The 16,170-nt window shown below is 71.0% G+C and carries 15 protein-coding genes and 1 pseudogene; 11 read left to right on the top strand and 5 right to left on the bottom strand.

Annotated features, from left to right (window positions below):
- Positions 1–170: 170 nt before the first annotated feature.
- On the bottom strand, positions 171–1,658 hold the full coding sequence (locus RLT59_RS27480; protein ID WP_399126988.1) for an MFS transporter: 1,488 nt from the start codon (positions 1,656–1,658) through the stop codon (positions 171–173).
- Between the two features lie 239 nt (positions 1,659–1,897).
- Between RLT59_RS27480 and RLT59_RS27475 the strand changes: the two are divergent.
- From RLT59_RS27475 to RLT59_RS27445, 7 genes and pseudogenes are all read left to right on the top strand, one after another.
- A pseudogene (locus RLT59_RS27475) lies at positions 1,898–2,551 on the top strand (TetR/AcrR family transcriptional regulator); the annotation flags it as partial.
- A 222-nt stretch (positions 2,552–2,773) separates the two neighbouring features.
- Positions 2,774–3,985, top strand: a complete 1,212-nt coding sequence (locus RLT59_RS27470) for an alpha/beta hydrolase (protein ID WP_311305860.1) — start codon at positions 2,774–2,776, stop codon at positions 3,983–3,985.
- 84 nt (positions 3,986–4,069) lie between these two features.
- A complete protein-coding gene (locus RLT59_RS27465; protein WP_311305859.1) occupies positions 4,070–5,032 on the top strand; it encodes a DUF4429 domain-containing protein in 963 nt (320 codons plus the stop codon).
- Positions 5,033–5,152: 120 nt separating this feature from the next.
- Positions 5,153–6,487 carry a sensor histidine kinase gene (locus tag RLT59_RS27460; RefSeq protein WP_311305858.1) on the top strand — a complete coding sequence of 445 codons (1,335 nt, stop codon included), beginning with the start codon at positions 5,153–5,155 and terminating at the stop codon, positions 6,485–6,487.
- Positions 6,488–6,543: 56 nt separating this feature from the next.
- Positions 6,544–7,230, top strand: coding sequence for a response regulator (locus tag RLT59_RS27455; protein ID WP_311305857.1), 687 nt, complete (start codon positions 6,544–6,546; stop codon positions 7,228–7,230).
- A gap of 208 nt (positions 7,231–7,438) precedes the next feature.
- Entirely contained in the window at positions 7,439–8,518 is a 1,080-nt protein-coding gene (locus RLT59_RS27450; RefSeq protein WP_311305856.1) for an alpha/beta hydrolase, read from the top strand.
- 103 nt (positions 8,519–8,621) lie between these two features.
- Positions 8,622–9,179: an RDD family protein gene (locus tag RLT59_RS27445; protein WP_311305855.1), complete on the top strand. Its 558-nt coding sequence runs from the start codon at positions 8,622–8,624 to the stop codon at positions 9,177–9,179.
- Positions 9,180–9,222: 43 nt separating this feature from the next.
- On the opposite strand, the gene RLT59_RS27440 is transcribed toward RLT59_RS27445, so the two are convergent.
- Complete coding sequence (locus RLT59_RS27440; RefSeq protein WP_311305854.1) at positions 9,223–10,239, bottom strand: aldo/keto reductase; 1,017 nt, start codon at positions 10,237–10,239, stop codon at positions 9,223–9,225.
- Complete coding sequence (locus RLT59_RS27435; RefSeq protein ID WP_311305853.1) at positions 10,239–10,706, bottom strand: MerR family transcriptional regulator; 468 nt, start codon at positions 10,704–10,706, stop codon at positions 10,239–10,241. Before RLT59_RS27435 ends, RLT59_RS27440 begins: the two co-directional genes overlap by 1 nt.
- 86 nt (positions 10,707–10,792) lie before the next feature.
- Between RLT59_RS27435 and RLT59_RS27430 the strand changes: the two genes are divergently transcribed.
- On the top strand, positions 10,793–11,608 hold the full coding sequence (locus RLT59_RS27430; RefSeq protein WP_311305852.1) for a serine hydrolase domain-containing protein: 816 nt from the start codon (positions 10,793–10,795) through the stop codon (positions 11,606–11,608).
- On the opposite strand, the gene RLT59_RS27425 is transcribed toward RLT59_RS27430, so the two are convergent.
- Positions 11,574–12,047 carry an ATP-binding protein gene (locus tag RLT59_RS27425; RefSeq protein ID WP_311305851.1) on the bottom strand — a complete coding sequence of 158 codons (474 nt, stop codon included), beginning with the start codon at positions 12,045–12,047 and terminating at the stop codon, positions 11,574–11,576. The two genes, RLT59_RS27430 and RLT59_RS27425, sit on opposite strands and share 35 nt — an antisense overlap.
- Before the next feature lie 98 nt (positions 12,048–12,145).
- Between RLT59_RS27425 and RLT59_RS27420 the strand changes: the two genes are divergently transcribed.
- Together RLT59_RS27420 and RLT59_RS27415 are read left to right on the top strand one after the other, a co-directional pair.
- Complete coding sequence (locus RLT59_RS27420) at positions 12,146–12,970, top strand: helix-turn-helix domain-containing protein (protein WP_311305850.1); 825 nt, start codon at positions 12,146–12,148, stop codon at positions 12,968–12,970.
- Positions 12,954–13,217, top strand: a complete 264-nt coding sequence (locus tag RLT59_RS27415) for a DUF397 domain-containing protein (RefSeq protein WP_311305849.1) — start codon at positions 12,954–12,956, stop codon at positions 13,215–13,217. Before RLT59_RS27420 ends, RLT59_RS27415 begins: the two co-directional genes overlap by 17 nt.
- A 52-nt stretch (positions 13,218–13,269) precedes the next feature.
- Here RLT59_RS27415 and RLT59_RS27410 read toward each other — a convergent pair whose 3' ends face one another.
- The gene (locus RLT59_RS27410; protein WP_311305848.1) at positions 13,270–15,306 is read right to left on the bottom strand and encodes an alkaline phosphatase family protein; all 2,037 of its coding nucleotides are present in this window, start codon (positions 15,304–15,306) and stop codon (positions 13,270–13,272) included.
- A gap of 233 nt (positions 15,307–15,539) precedes the next feature.
- On the opposite strand from RLT59_RS27410, the gene RLT59_RS27405 reads away from it, so the two are divergent.
- Positions 15,540–16,163 carry a GNAT family N-acetyltransferase gene (locus RLT59_RS27405; protein ID WP_311305847.1) on the top strand — a complete coding sequence of 208 codons (624 nt, stop codon included), beginning with the start codon at positions 15,540–15,542 and terminating at the stop codon, positions 16,161–16,163.
- Positions 16,164–16,170 lie beyond the last annotated feature (7 nt).

Below are 16,170 nucleotides of genomic sequence, written 5' to 3'. Positions count from 1 at the left end.
GCACCCAGCCTGAGCTGCGGAGCGGGCGTCCGGGAAGGGGCCGGGGGCCATGCCACCCTGATAGGCGACAGCCCCGCCGGAACGTTCCGGCGGGGCTGTCGCGTGCACGGTGTTGACGTCTGGACGGCACCGGGACGGCGCCTGGACGTGGCCCGGACGGGGCGGTCGGATCAGATGTGACCGGCGCCCGCTCCCGCCTCCGCGTTCTCACCGCGCTTGGTGAGGGTAGCGACCAGGGCCGCGATCACCGCGACGATGCCCGCGACCATGAACGCCGTGCTCATGCCGGACACGAACGTGTCATGGGCGACGTTCACGATCTTGCCGGTGACCTCGGGCGGGGTGCCCGGGGCGACCGGCGGGATGCCGACCTTGACGGCCTGGGACGCCTGGTCCAGCTGCTCGCCCGACAACGGGGGCAGCTGTGCGTCCTTCCAGTTGTCGGCGAGCTCGGCGTCGACCCGGGCGGCCATGATGGCGCCGAGGACGGCCGTACCGAGGCTGCCGCCGACCTGCATGGCGGCCTGCTGGAGGCCTCCCGCGACACCCGAGAGCTCCATCGGGGCGTTGCCGACGATGACCTCGGTGGCGCCGACCATGACCGGCGCGAGGCCGAGGCCGAGCAGGGCGAACCAGATCGACATGGTGACGGTGCCGGTGCCGACGGTCAGCTGGGACATGCCGAAGCACGCGATCGCGGTGCACACCATGCCGCCGACCAGCGGGACCCGCGGGCCGAACTTCGTGATCAGGAAGCCCGCCAGCGGAGAGGCGACGATCATCATCGCGGTCAGCGGCAGCAGGTGGAGACCGGCGTCGACGGCCTTCATGCCGTGCACGTTCTGGAGATAGAAGGTGACGAAGAACAGGCCGCCCATGAAGGCGAAGGCCATCAGCACCATCAGGACCGTACCGGCGGAGAGCGGCACGGAGCGGAACATCGCCAGCGGGATCAGCGGTTCCCTGACGCGCTGCTGGACGAGGGCGAAGCCGACGAACAGGGCGACGGCGGCGATCAGGAAGCCGATCGTCTTGGGGTCGCCCCAGCCCCACTCCGAACCCTTGATGAGAACCCAGATCAGGCAGAACATCGCGCCGGACAGCAGCACGATGCCGGCGAAGTCGAAGGAGCGCGGCGCGTTCTCCGCGCGGTGGTCCTTGAGGATCAGCACGCCGAGCACGAGCGCGACCACGCCGACCGGCACGTTGATGAAGAAGACGGACTGCCAGCTGACGTGCTCGACGAGCACGCCGCCCAGGATCGGGCCACCGGCGGTCGAGGCGCCGATCACCATGCCCCAGATGCCGATCGCCATGTTCAGCTTCTCGGCCGGGAAGGTGGCGCGGAGCAGGCCGAGCGCGGCCGGCATCAGCAGGGCGCCGAAGAGACCCTGGAGCACCCGGAAGGTGATGACCAGGACGACGCTGCTGGAGAGGCCGATGGCCCCGGACGCCGCGGCGAAGCCCACGACGCCTATCAGGAAGGTCTGGCGGTGTCCGAACCGGTCACCGAGCTTGCCCGCGGTGATCAGGGACACCGCGAGGGCGAGCATGTAGCCGTTGGTGATCCACTGGACGTCCGCGAGCGAGGCGCCGAGGTCCTTCTGGATCGCGGGGTTGGCGATCGCGACGATCGTGCCGTCGAGCGCGACCATCATCACGCCGATGGCCACGGAGAACAGCGTCAGCCAGGGGTGGCCGCGCAGCCCCTTGGCGGGTGCGGGAACAGGGGCATCCCGGGGCTCCCGCGGTGCCTTTTCGACGGTGGTCTGACTAGTCATACCCGGAGATTAGTGTCAGCCGCTGACAGTTGACAAACCATTTCACAAGTCGGTAACTGTCACGTAGCTCACAGGTAAGCTGAGCTGGACAAAGCAGGGAAAAGAGGACCAGCTCAGTGACCGACGGGCAACAAGCCGCCGAGCATCCGGCCGGGCTGCGCGAGCGCAAGAAGCGCCGCACCCGGGACGCGCTGCTCCATGCCGCCCTCGATCTTTTCACCACCCAGGGGTACGAGGAGACCACCGTCGACGAGATCGTCGACGCGGTGGAGGTCTCCCAGCGCACCTTCTTCCGCTACTTCGCCGGCAAGGAGTCGGCCGCCTTCGCCGTCCAGGAGATGGTGGAGTCGCGATTCATCGCCGAACTGCGCCAACGGCCCGCGTCGGAAGCCCCCTTCGAGGCGATGCGCCGCGCGGTCCTCTGCGCCTGGAACAGTATCGGGGAAGCCATCGAGGCCATCGTTCCGGTCGAACTCCACATGCGTACGTACCAGATGATCGAATCGACGCCCTCGCTGCTCGCCGCCCACCTGCGGCGCAGCAGTGAGCTGGAGAACCAGATAGCCCTGCTGATCGCGCAGCGCGAGGGCCTGGACGTGGAACGGGACCCGCGCCCGCGCGTCGCCGTCGCCGCGTTCTGCGGGGTGATGAGGGTGACCGGCCAGCTGTGGGGGCACGGCCGGGAGACCAGCATGGACTCGCTGCGGACGCTGACCGAGGTGTATCTCGACCAGTTGGGGCCGGCCCTGGCCGGGGACTGGCGCACGCCCGCCCGGGGCCGTGTGCCGCATGTCTCGGACCCGGCGTATGGCCAAGGTCACAACACGCCGACCACGCAGAGCGGATGCGACATCTGCGGGGTGCCGAGCTCGGCGGAGCGTGCGGGTGGCCCGTACGGAGCGTGAAGGAAGAGGCGTTCCATTCCCGACAGTCGGGTGATGTGTGTCACCCGCTTAACGGCGTGCGGCGCGCGTCTCCTAATGTGGGCCGCAGTGACTTCCTTCGATTCCTCCCCGACGCTCACCGCATGGCGCACTCTGCTCGCCATCGCGGTTGTGTTCGTGATGCTGGCGACCACTGGCTGGACGGCCGTGCGTCATCAACGCTCCGACGAGCCACGCACTGTCGCACTCGCCTCCTGGGCCAAGGGGTCGATAGGAGGCCGAGCGCTTCCCCCCGCCGACGCCCAGCCGCACAGACTGGCGCACTTCTTCGCCACGCTCACGGCCGCGCAGCGGGTCCGGCTGGCGGACAAGTACCCGCTGGTGGTGGGGAATCTGAACGGCGCGCCGGTCACCCTGCGCTACCGGGCCAACCGGCTCGCGCTCGTCCAGGCGGGCACGGTCGAAGAGCGGCGGGCGCACGACAGCCGGCTCTCCCCCGAGGGCCGCGCGGAGGCGGTCCGCCGGCTGGACCGCTTCCGCTCGATGCTCGACCGGAACCGGCACTTCCTCGCGTTCGACCCGTCGGGCCGGGGCCACGCCGCCGAGGTCTTCGGTGATCTCGACCGGGCCGAGCGGGTCTCGGTGGTCGTACCGGGCGTCGACACCAATCTGCTGACGCTGGAGCGGACCGGGGCCAAGACCAACGCCGCGCCGGTCGGCATGGCCAAGTCCCTGTACGCCGCCGAGCGGACCGCGGGCCCCGGCGTACGCACCGCCGTGATCGCCTGGGCCGACTACACCGCGCCCGCGGGCATCGGCATGGACGCCGCCCTCGGGAACCTCGCCCAGCGCGGGGCGGTCCGGCTCGGCGCGCTCGTCGGCGCGCTCCCCGGCCGGACACCCGTATCGCTGTTCTGCCACAGCTACGGCTCGGTCCTGTGCGGCGTGGCGGCGAGCGGACTGCCCGCCCGGGTGACCGACATCGCGGTCGCGGGCAGTCCCGGCATGCGCGCCGACAACGCCGGCGCGCTGCGCACCCGGGCCAATGTGTGGGCGATGCGGGACCGCGACGACTGGATCGCGGACGTACCGAACCTTGAGGTCGCCGGGCTCGGCCACGGGGCGGATCCGGTCGATCCGGACTTCGGTGCCCGGATCGTGGCGGCGGGCGACGCGATCGGCCACAGCGGCTATTTCGAGCCGGGAACCGAGAGCCTCGGCAACTTCGCCGCGATCGGTGTCGGCAGCTACGGTTCGGTCACCTGTGCGCAGGCCGACAGCGCCTGCCACGAACGAATTTCCGGCAACGAGACCGTCTGACGCGCGTAGAGAGCGGTGCCGGTCGCGGATTGCCGTCGACTCGGAGGGGGGACGTGCGGGCAAGTGCCGCATACGATGAGGCACATGGGTGATGTGCTGGCCGGAATTCAAGCCACCTGGGAGTTCGACACCGACTCCGTGCTCATCCGCTTCGAACGGGGTATCCGCACGCCGAGGCTCTTCCAGAGCCTCCGTGAGCGCCGCGTCCCGCACGCGGCGCTGTCGTCGGTGACGCTGACTCCGGGCAAGCGGGGCACGGTGGTGCTGCGTGCCGTACCGAGACCCGGCGCCGACCCGCTGCTGGAGGCCGCGGCCGGACAGCTGAAGGACGGCTGCGACCCGTACCGCCTGGTGCTTCCGGCCGAGCGCGAGACGCTCGCCGAGTACTACGCGGACGAGCTGCGGGCCCGGCTGGGCCCCGACGCCGGTGAACCCGCCGAACGCTTCCTGGTCGCGGCACCCGAGGCACCGATGCGCTTCAAGGCGTACGACGGCCGGGCCAGCTTCGACGGGGACCGGATCTCCTTCCGGTGGTTCTGGACGGGCGCCTCCTCCGAGAAGTGGAAGGCGGGCGACCAGACGTTCCCGGTCACCGAGCTGAGCGGTGTCGAGTGGCGCTCCCCCGAGGTCTTCGAGGGCTATCTGCGGCTGGTGCCGAAAGGGCTGGAGGGCGCGGGACCGGCCATGGCGGAGGGCTCGGGGCTCGGCGGCGGTCCCGGCGCGGCGCTGTGCACGGGCACCGACCGGAGTGCGCAGTCCGTGGCCGCTCGCCCCACCCGGGCCGACGAGGACCCGGCCGCGGTGATCTTCGGCCTCGGCTACGGCCCAGTGCACGAGTCGCTGCCGTTCGCCGCGGCCGTGCTGGAATCCGTCCGCAGGAGGCAGTCCGCGCCCGCCGCCACGGCGACGGCCCTGGCATCCGCCGGGCGGCGCGACCCTGCGGACATCGCGGAGCGGATCCACCACCTCGGCGAACTGCACCTGGCGGGTCTGGTGACGGACGACGAGTTCAGCGCGAAGAAGGCCCAGCTGCTCGCCGAGCTGTAGCGGCGGCCTGTCCCGTACGAGCCCGGGGCGGGTCATACCCCGGTACGGGGCAGGCGCCCGCACAACCGGAACCCCGGTATGACGCCAGGGGGCGGCTCCGCTGCCTACGCTGGGCAGCCCATGCCCACTTACTCCACGCCCCCGCCCCCGTCGCCCCCGCCCGCGACGGACGGTCTGCTGAGCGCCGCCCGCCGCCATCTGGGCCCGATGGCGTACGGACTGTCCCATCCCTCGCATCCGCCGACCCCGCTCCTGGCCGATGCCCCGAAACGCTGGCAGCGGCTCCTGCCGTACGTCGTCGTCGGCGCGCTCGCCGTGATCTTCATCCCGGTCACGATCACGGTCCTGTCCGACCAGTACGGCCTGAACGGCGGTCTGGCGGGCCTCCTCGCCGTCGCCCAGGCCGCGCCGCTGCTGATGCTGGCGCACCGGCCGTTGCAGGCCTGGTGGATCATCTTCACCGCCGATGTCCTGGGCGCGGTCCTGATGCTCGGGCAGGACACCGGGCAGCGCGACGCCTGGCCGTGGACGGCACCCGGCCAGATCGGCTACCTCTTCGTGCTCCTGGCGCTGGGCCTGCGCGAGCGGCGGCAGACGCTGGCCGGCGTCTGGCTGGCGACCGGCGCCGCGGGACTCGTCCTGTATCTGGTCTCCTCCGACCACCGCACCGACAACTCGCTGCTGCTGTTCATCCTCAGTGCCGTGGTGCTGATGATCGGCGCGGCGGTACGGGAACGGGGCGTCGCACAGCGCCGGCTGGCCGAGCAGGAGACCATCAGCGAGGCCGAGCGGGCGCGGCGCACGCTGCTGGAGGAGCGCACCAGGATCGCCCGTGAACTGCATGACGTGGTCGCGCACCACATGTCCGTGATCACGGTCCAGGCGGACTCCGCCTCGTACCGGCTGGGCGGCCTTCCGGACGGTGTCCGCGAGGAGTTCGAGTCGATCGCCGCGAGCGCGCGGGAGTCCCTCGGGGAGATGCGGCGGCTGCTGCAGGTGCTGCGCAGCGAGGGCACGGAGGGCGAGCGGGCGCCGCAGCCGGGCCTGGACCGGCTGCAGCAGCTGGTGGAGGCGACGGTACGGGCGGGGCTCCCCGCCGAGCTGTCGCTGCCCGCCGGGCTGACGGGCCTGCCGCAGGCGGTCGACCTGTCCGCGTACCGGATCGTGCAGGAGGCCCTGGCCAACGTGGTCCGGCACGCGCCGGGTGCCCGGACCCGGGTGTCGGTCAGCTCCGACGGCGCGCATCTGACGGTGCTGGTCGTCAACGGACCGCCGGGGCGCACGGATTCGCCGCGCGAGCCGCTGGAGACGACGGGGACGGGACACGGGCTGGTCGGGATGCGCGAGCGCGTACGGTTGACCGGCGGCACGCTGGACACCGGGCCGCTGCCGGACGGGGGTTTCCGGGTGGCCGCGCGGCTGCCGCTGACCCCCGACCGCGCCGCCGCCGGGTGACCGTTCCGCTCTGCCGCCCGCTTCCGTCCCGCTTCCGTCCCGCCTCCGGAGGACTCTTGACCATCCGTGTGATCATCGTCGACGACCAGGCCATGGTGCGGGCGGGGTTCGCGGCGCTGCTCGCGGCGCAGGCCGATATCGATGTGGTCGGTGAGGCGCCGGACGGGCGCCAGGGCATCGACGTCAGCCGCCGGGTCCATCCGGACGTGGTGCTGATGGACGTCCGGATGCCCGAGATGGACGGACTGGCGGCGGCACGCGAGCTGCTGAACCCTCCGGTGGGCGTGGCGCATGTGCCGAGGGTACTGATGCTGACCACGTTCGACGTGGACGACTACGTGTACGAGGCGCTGCGCGCCGGGGCGTCCGGTTTCCTGCTGAAGGACGCGCCCCCGGCGGACCTGATCTCGGCGGTACGGGTGGTGGCGGCGGGTGACGCGCTGCTCGCCCCGTCGGTGACCCGGCGCCTGATCGCGGACTTCGCCCGCCAACGGCCGTCCGGAGCGGGGAGCGGCGGGGCGGCGCTGCGGCTGAACGGGCTGACTCCGCGTGAGACGGAGGTGCTGGGGCTGATCGCCCGGGGGCTGTCGAACCAGGAGATCGCGGGGCAGCTGGTACTGGCGGAGCAGACGGTGAAGACGCACATCGGGCGGATACTCGCGAAGCTGGATCTGCGCGACCGGGCCCAGGCGGTGATCTTCGCGTACGAGGCGGGCGTGGTGGTACCGGGCGAGAGCCCCTGACACCCGGGTGCGCCGGGGCCTGCACACGCCCGGGTGCGCCTGGGCCGGTCCATTCCCGGGTGCGCCTGGGCCGGTACACCCCCTACCCCGGTATCACTCCCCGGTTGGCCCCTCGGTGTGACGCCCCGGCACCCGTCCTCTTCCTACCTTCCTCCCGTCGCGCCGCACGGTGTGACGGGATCCGGCTCGGCCGGAGGGGGAGGGCCCGATGCGCCGTTACGCGAGGACCTTGGTGGCGGTCGCCCTGGCGACCACGGTGGCGGCCGGGACGACGGGCTGGGCTTCCGGCAACGCCCAGCAGGCGCTGACCGGGCCGCCGCCCGGCACCGCCGCCTGGCGGGCGGACCAGGTGCTGGGCCGGGAGCTGCCCGACCCGGAGCGGCACACACCCGCCGAAGTCAGCGCGTTCTTCCGGGGGTTGAGCGATCAGGACCGGCAGACGCTGATCGCCCGGCACCCGCTCGTCGTCGGGAACCTCGACGGCGTACCGGCCGAGCTGCGCTACCGTGCCAACGCCCGTGCGCTCAGGAGCAGTCACGACCCCCGGTACGCACATCTCGCCGAGGACCCGCACCGGCAGATCCTCGCGTTCGACCCGCGCGGCCGGGGTCAGGTGGCCGAGGTCTTCGGTGACCTGAGGGCCGCGCGGCAGGTGTCCGTGGTGGTGCCGGGCTCCGACATCGACGCCGGGACCTTCGACCGCCGCACCGATGTGTACGGCACCCCGGCGGGCATGGCCAAGTCCCTCTACGCGCGGACCGGCCGGGGCAGCGCCGTGATCGCCTGGGCCGGGTACACCACCCCCGTCGGCCTCGGCGTGGACGCGGCGACCGGTTCGCTCGCGGAGGCCGGGGCCGACCGGCTGACCCGGTTCGACGACGGGCTGGCCGCCGACGGTGTGCCCACGCCCGCCGTGTTCTGCCACAGCTACGGCTCCGTCGTCTGCGGACTCGCCGCGCCCCGGCTGCGCGCCACGGATCTGGTCGTCCTCGGATCGCCGGGGATGCGCGCGGACAACGTCCGCGATCTGCACACCGATGCCCGGGTGTGGGCCGCCAAGGACCCCAGTGACTGGATCGACAAGGTGCCCCACGTCGAGTTCGCCGGGCTGGGCCATGGCGCCGATCCGGCCTCCGCCGCGTTCGGCGCCCGCCGGGTGCCCGCAGCGGACGCTCACGGACACACCGGGTACTTCGCTCCCGGAACGGAGTCGCTGCGCGCGTTCGCGGAGATCGCCGAAGGCACGCATGCCGGACTGGACAAGCGACCGGTGCTCCCCGCACGATGAGCGCTCACGATTGCAACTGTGCGGGGGCAAACGGCCGTTACGGCAGATCCGGCCCACCGCTCAGGCGCTCCGCACCTCTTACCGGCACGGGAGAAACCTCGCCATGAGCTACGGCGATCCGAACAACCCCTACAGTCAGCAGCTGTACGACGCTCCCTCGCAGTACGGCTACCAGCAGCAGCCGCCGTACGGGATGTACCCGGCGGCCGGGATGCCGGGCATGCCGGGGATGGGGATGCCGCCGCCGGCCCACTGGGGAGAGCGGGTGGGGGCGTGGATGCTCGACCTGATGATCATCGTCGCGCCGATGTACGCGCTGGGGTTCGTCGACATCGTGAGGAGCGACGACCCGGCGAACGCGGACCCCGGGCCCTTCTTCGCGGTCGGCGTGGCCTACTTCCTCTTCATGGGCTTCTACCAGCTCTACCGGGAGGGCAGGTACGGCCAGACGACCGGCAAGAAGGTCCTCCGGATCAGCGTGCACCGCCAGGCCGACGGGGCGACGCTCGGTTTCGGCATGGCGTTCGTGCGCAAGCTGGCGCACATAGTGGACAGCCTGCCCTGCTACCTCGGCTGGCTCTGGCCGCTGTGGGACGTCCGGAGGCAGACGTTCGCCGACAAGATGTGCTCCACCGTGGTCATCAAGGTGGCCAAGGACTGATCGCGCCTGGGGCCTGTCCGCCGGGCGCGATCAGCCGTCGCCGCTATTCGCGGGCGGTGGCTGTCGAGCTCATGTCCGGGTAGCGGTCCCCCGCGACCCGCCCGGCGATCGGCTCCAGCAGGTCCAGCTCCTCCGACGTCAGCGTGATCCGGGTGGCGCCGACGTTCTCCAGCAGGCGGCTGCTCTTCCGGGTGCCCGGGATCGGCACCACGGCCAGCCCGTGCACCTGGGCGCGCTGCTGCACCCAGGCCAGCGCCACCTGGGCGGCGGTCGCCCCGTGCGCGGCGGCGATCTTGCGGACGGGCTCCAGCAGCGCGGCGTTCGTCTTGGCGTTGTCGCCGGTGAAACGCGGCTGGAACTGCCGGAAGTCGTTCTTCGCCAGGTCCTTGCCCGCGTCCGCGAAAGCCCCGGTCAGGAAGCCTCGGCCGAGCGGCGAGTACGGCACGACGGTCACGCCGAGCTCCACGGCGGCGGGTACCGCGCTGCGCTCGCTGTCCCGGCTGAACAGCGACCACTCGGACTGGAGGGCGGCGATCGGGTGCACGGCGTGCGCCTCGCGCAGCTCCGTGCCCGTCACCTCGCTGAGCCCGAGCTGCTTCACCTTGCCCTGCTGAACCAGCTCGGCCATGGCGCCCACGGACTCGGCCAGCGGCACGGCCGGGTCGCGGCGGTGCATGTAGTAGAGGTCGATCACGTCGGTGCCGAGCCGCCGCAGGCTGTTCTCGACGGCCTGCCGGATGTACGCGGGGTCGTTGCGGATGCCCCGGTAGTGCGGGTCGTCGTCCCGGCGCTCGATGGCGAACTTGGTGGCGAGGGTGATCTCGTCCCGGTGCGCGCCGACGAACGGCGCGATGAACGTCTCATTGGCGCCGCTGCCGTAGATGTCCGCGGTGTCGAAGAGCGTGACACCGGCCGCCAGGGCGGTCTCCAGCGTCTCGCGTGCGGAGGCCTCATCGGTGTCCCCGTAGAACTCGCTCATGCCCATGCAGCCGAGCCCCTGGACGCCGGCCTGCGGGCCGCCCCTGCCGAGCTCCACGGTGGCGATCTTGTTGTCAGTCATCAGGTACGTGACCTCTCCGGCGCCCGTCGGGCGCCCGCGTAAAAATCGATCTTGTGGTCGAGTACGGCGAGGGTGTCCTGGAGCTCCGCGATCCGCGTCCTCACGTCGCGGCGGGTCGCCTCCAGCAGTTCCTGCCGTTCCTCGAAGGTGTGGTCGCCCTCGCGCAGCAGCTCCGCGTAACGGACCATGTGGGCGACCGGCATCCCGGTCAGCCGCAGCTTGCCGACGAAGGTCAGCCAGTCCAGGTCGCGGTTGGTGAAACGGCGCTGCCCGGTGTGTGACCGGTCGACGTGCGGCATCAGCCCGATCCGCTCGTACCAGCGCAGCGTGTGTGCGGTGAGCCCGGTGAAGGCGACCACCTCACTGATCGTGTACTGGTCCTGCCCTTCGGGGCGCGGGTGCGCCTTGGCGGGCGACGCGCAGATATCGGTCCTCGTCGCGGTCGTCGTGGTCTCCATCACCGTCATGCCTCCACGCTAGAACCTTGGAGTGCACTCGAAGCAAGCGCAACCCGAGCCGGGTTTCGGCCGAAGCCGGCATTAGTCTCGTACGCATGCAGAGCCTGGCGATGATCGAGAACTGGCCCGTGCCCACCGCGGCGGCGGCCGTCGTACGAGCGGACGGCACCGTCCTCGGCCGGCACGGTCCGGGCGGCCACCGCTTCCCGCTCGCCTCCGTCACCAAGCCGCTCGCCGCCTACGCGGCGCTGGTGGCGTACGAGGAGGGCGCGGTCGAGCTCGACGAGCCTGCGGGCCCCGAGGGCTCCACGGTCCGCCACCTGCTCGCCCACACCAGCGGCCTCGCCTTCGACGAGCACCGGGTGACGGCCCCGCCCGGCACCCGGCGGCTGTACTCCAACGCGGGCTTCGAGGTGCTCGGTGACCATATCGCCAAGGCCACCGGCATCCCGTTCCCGGAATACGCCCGCCAGGCGGTCCTGGAACCCCTGCACATGACCGCGACCACCCTGGACGGCTCCCCCGCCCGCGACGGCGTCTCCACCGTCGAGGACCTGGTCAGGTTCGCGGCCGAGGTACAGGCCCCCCGCCTCCTCGACCCGCGCACGGTCCTGGAGGCGCAGAGCGTCGTGCACCCCGGGCTCAAGGGCGTCCTGCCCGGCTACGGCCACCAGAACCCCAACGACTGGGGCCTCGGCTTCGAGATCCGGGACTCCAAGTCCCCGCACTGGACCGGCGCGCACTCCTCCCCCGCGACCTTCGGGCACTTCGGCCAGTCCGGCACGTTCCTGTGGATCGACCCGGTCGCGGGGGCGGCCTGCGTGGCGCTCACCGACCGGCCCTTCGGCCCGTGGGCGGCCGAGGTGTGGACGCCGTTCACGGACGCGGTGCTGGCCGAACTGTCGGCGTAGCCGAACCGACACCGGACGCGGCGGCCCGGCACTCGAACCACACCGTCTTGCCGCCGCCGTCCCGCCGCACCTCCACGCCCCACTTGTCCGTGACGGCATCCACCAGGACCAGCCCCCGCCCGCCCTCGTCGAGCACCCCGCCCTCGACCGCGCGCGGCACCTCCGGGCAGCCGTCCGCCACCTCGACGCGGACACCGACGCCGCCCGGGAGCCGGAAGATGAACGTCTGGCAGCGGCGGCCCGGCACGTGCCGGACCACATTGGCGATGAGCTCGGTGAACGCGAGCTCCGCCGCGTCGGCCACGGCCATCAGCCCCCACCCCTTGAGGTAGAGCCGCAGGATGCGCCGCAGATGCCGGGCCGAGTGCTCACCCATGGCGAAGTCGGATCGGTAGACCGGCTCTTCGGCCTCGGTCCAGGGGGTAATCACGTGATTCATGTCACCATCGTGCGAGCAAGTGACTACGCTCGGCTACCAAAGGAACCGAACGCCGCGAGGCGTTGCGCATCGCGCCTGCACACCGGAGGTCCCCCGCTGTGGCCAACATCCAGTCACTCGACCCCTGCGCGTCCCCCCTCGACTACTACGGCTGGGAATTACGCCGCCAGCGCGAGGCCGCCGGCCTCAGGCAGCAGCAGTTGGGCGACATCATCTTCTGCACGGGCTCGCTGATCGGCCAGGTCGAGACGACGAAGAAGATCCCCACCCGCGACTTCTCCGAGCGGGTGGACGCCGCCCTCGGCACGGACGGCGTGTTCTCCCGCCTGGTGGGCCTGGTCCTGCGCAGCCAGCTGCCGACGTGGTTCCAGGCGTACGCGGAGATGGAGGCCCGCGCCGAGTACATCTCCACGTATCAGACGCAGTTGGTGTACGGGCTGTTGCAGACGGAGAGCTACGCGCGGGCACTCGTCGGCGTCGACCACCCGAACAAGATCGACGAGATGACGGCGGCCAGGCTGGACCGGCAGCGAGTCCTGGGACGAGAGAATCCGCCCGCGCTGTGGATCGTCCTGAGTGAGGCCGCGTTGCTCCAGGAAGTCGGTGGGCGGGACGTCATGCGCGAGCAACTTGGACGTCTGTTGGACTTTCGGAACGACCCCTGGGTGCAGATCCAGGTACTGCCGTTCAATGCCGGCCAGCACACGGGAATGATGGGGTCGTTCACTCTGTTGCGGTTCGACGACGACCCGGATTTGTTCTATGTGGAGAGCTACGACCAGGGCCACATGACTGCCAACCCGTCAGTGATCAAAGAGCGTTCGGTCGGCTACGCTCGACTGCAAGCCACAGCCCTCTCCCCAGAGGACTCGGCGACGCTGATCGCTCATGTGATGGAGGAACGCTATGGGGACCAGTCATGAGCCGGTAGGAGCGCACTGGCGAAAGTCGTCGTACAGCGGCAACACCGGCGGCGAGTGCGTCGAGTGCACCGTGACCGGCGGCGCAGTCTGGCGGACGTCGTCATACAGCGGGACCAATGGCGGCGAGTGCGTCGAGGTGGCGACCGGCTGCGCCGCCTCCGTCCCGGTCCGCGACAGCAAGGTCCAGGACGGGCCCGTCATCGTCGTCGCGGCCGACGCCTGGCGCGGCTTCGTCGCCGGACTCTGAGGCTCGTACGACGAAGGGGCCCGGGACGCCGTCCCGGGCCCCTTCCGGCTGCTCAGACCGTCGACACGCGCCCGGCGTACCGCTGTGTCCAGCCGGTCCCGGTGTCGGCGGTGAGCACCACGTCGTAGTAGCCGTCCTCGGTGGGCCAGTGGACGACCGTTGAGTGGCCGCCGGGGACGGTGTACTTCCGGGTGCCGCCGACGTAGTCGTTGGCCTTGAGGGTGTAACGGACGGGATGTCTGCCGTCGTTGCGCAGCTTCAGTCTGACGACGGCGTGCCTGCCTCCGTCCAACTCCGCCTCGACGCGCGGAATGCCGGTGTTCTTCTGGCCCGCAGGGGTCAGTTGCCCGGCGAAGGAGCGCAGGAAGCCGTCGGGTCCGTAGACGGAGAAGGCGTACTTGCCGTCGGTCTTCGTCGCGTCCCAGGTGTACGAACGGGGGGCCGCCCCGGTCACCGTGTACGGCGTGTTGTCGAAGGCGAGGTAGCGGTCGGGGAAGACCTGGAGGCTCACCGCCTTGCCCGCCGGGCCCCCCGCCAGCGTCATGGACGCGGTCACCTTGCCCGCCGAGCGGTCCTCGGTGAGCGTGGTGTGCGGGTGGAAGGAGAGGGCCCTCGGCTTCATCCTGTTCCGCGACGGCTTCGGAGGGGTTCCGGCGACCGGGTCCGCGATGACGACCGGCCCGGGGCGCGGGTGCGCGAAGTCGATCGCGCTGGTGAGGTCGCCCGCGACGGAGCGCCGCCATTCGGTGATGTTCGGGCAGGTGAACGGCTTGCCCAGGGCGGCGGCCCAGGTCTCCAGGAACTTCACGGTCGAGGTGTGGTCGAACACCTCGGAGGCGACGTAGCCGCCCCGCGTCCACGGCGAGACCAGCACCATCGGCACCCGGGGTCCGAACCCGTACGGAGTGGTGCCGGAGAACTCGCCTTCCGTGCCCGGCTCCGGGCGCGGGGGCAGCACGTGGTCGAACTTCCCGTCGTTCTCGTCGTAGGTGATGATCACCAGGGTGTGGTTCCAGATGTCCTCGTTGCTCTGGAGCGTCTTGAGGACCTTGTTCATGTAGCGCTCGCCGTGCACGGTGTCGAAGCCCGGGTGCTCGCTCCACGCGGCGGGCATCACCACCCAGGAGACCTCGGGAAGCGGGTGCTCCGCGCCCGGCTCGCAGGCGGCGATCAGATCGCGGAGCACCGCGTCGAGGTTGGCCTCCGAGTCGTCGTTGGGCGTGGTGGCGCCCTCGTAGACGAAGGAGTTGGCCTTCCAGATCCTGCCGGTGCCCGGTTCGAGGTCGGCCGGCTGCGCCGTGCGGGGGTCGAAGGACTTGAAACTGTTGGTGACGTTGCAGCCGTACTCACCGACGAAGCCGCTCTGGAGGCTGCCGGTGACGCCGTTGCCGCTGTTGTCGGAGTAGACCCGCCAGTCGATCCCGGCCTGCTGGAGCTGCTCGGGGACCGTGGTCCAGGCGCGGCTGTAGTCGTTCTGCCTGGCGTTGGTGGTCTCGCCGCCCGCCGCACCGGTCATCAGGTAGTAGCGGTTCGGGATGGTCGGGCCGTGCAGCGAGCAGAAGTTCATGTCGCAGACGGTGTACTGGGAGGCGAGCGAGTACATCCACGGCATGTAGTCGGGGGTGTAGTACCACATGCAGTGGTCGCCCTTGTCCTTCACCCAGGTGTTCCAGCGCCCTTCGTTGGCGCCGTAGAAGTTGTGGTTGTCGCTCCAGGTGGCGGTCGACGGGGCGGGCGGCACGATGGTGCCGGTCGCGTCGCGCTGCTGGAAGACGTCGGTGCCGTCCTGGAATCTCAGGACCTGCTTGTCGTGGTGTCCGCGTACACCCGGCAGCTGGCCGAGGTAGTGGTCGAAGGATCGGTTCTCCTGCATCAGGATCACCACGTGCTTCAGGTCGGAGATGTCGCCGTTGAAGCCCTTGGGCAGGTGGTATTCGGCGGCACCGGCCTGGGTGGTCCCGGCGACCGCTTCCGCGACCGGACCGGCGGCCACCGCACCGAGGGCGACGGCGGCCGTCTGGAGCATCCGGCGCCGGGTGATCCGGGATTCCTGGGCGGGGCTCACGGTGTCTTCTGTGGTGAGAGTCATCAGGGGGACCTCTGGGGGGAGAGTGGTTCAGGGGGCGGACGGGGGCGCGTGCCTGCGAAATCTAGGCCGCCGGGGCGAACGAGAGGCGAACCCAGGCCGTACTTCTCACTCCTGAGAGACCGGCAGATGATCTATCGCCACTCCACCGGCCGGGACTTACCGGGGCCAAGATTCCAACAGGCCGCGCCCAACCGGTAGTACGAGATGACGATTGGCCGATACCCTCCCCCGCCATGACCGACATCGTGCGGGCCGCCGCCTCCGACGTCCCGGCGCTCGCCGCCGTACTCGCCAGCGCCTACGCCGAGGACCCCGTCTGGTCCTGGCTGATGCCGCACGACCGGGACCGGCGGCTGCGGCTGCTGTTCACCGCGCACCTGGCCCAGCAGGTCCCGGCGGGCCGGGTGTGGACCGACCAGGACCGCACGGTGGCGGCGGTGTGGGCGGAGCCCGGCCGGTGGAAGCTCCCGGCGAGCTACCTGCTGCGCAACGCGGGCACCCTGCTGCGCGCCGGGCGGGCCCAACTGCCCAGGACCGGGCTGCGGTTGCTGGCCCTGGAGCACCGCCATCCGGCGACGCCCGCGCACTGGTACGTCGAGTACATCGGCACCCACGCAGAGGCACGCGGCACCGGGCGCGGATCACGGGTGCTGGGCGGGCTGCTGGAACGGGCGGACGTTGACGGGCGGCCGGTGTTCCTGGAGTCGAGCAACCGGCGCAACCTGACGTTCTACGAACGGCACGGATTCACCGTGCACGAGGAGATGACGTTCCTGGCCGGGCCGCCGATGTGGTCGATGTGGCGCCGGGACACCACCGGGACGGGGGCCGGCGCCCCTCCCGGCACCGGCCCGTGACGGGGGG

The sequence above is a fragment of the Streptomyces sp. ITFR-6 genome (assembly GCF_031844725.1).
Taxonomy (GTDB): Bacteria; Actinomycetota; Actinomycetes; order Streptomycetales; family Streptomycetaceae; genus Streptomyces.
Note: the sequence above shows the minus strand (reverse complement) of the source record. Positions and strands in the feature narration are given on the sequence as shown.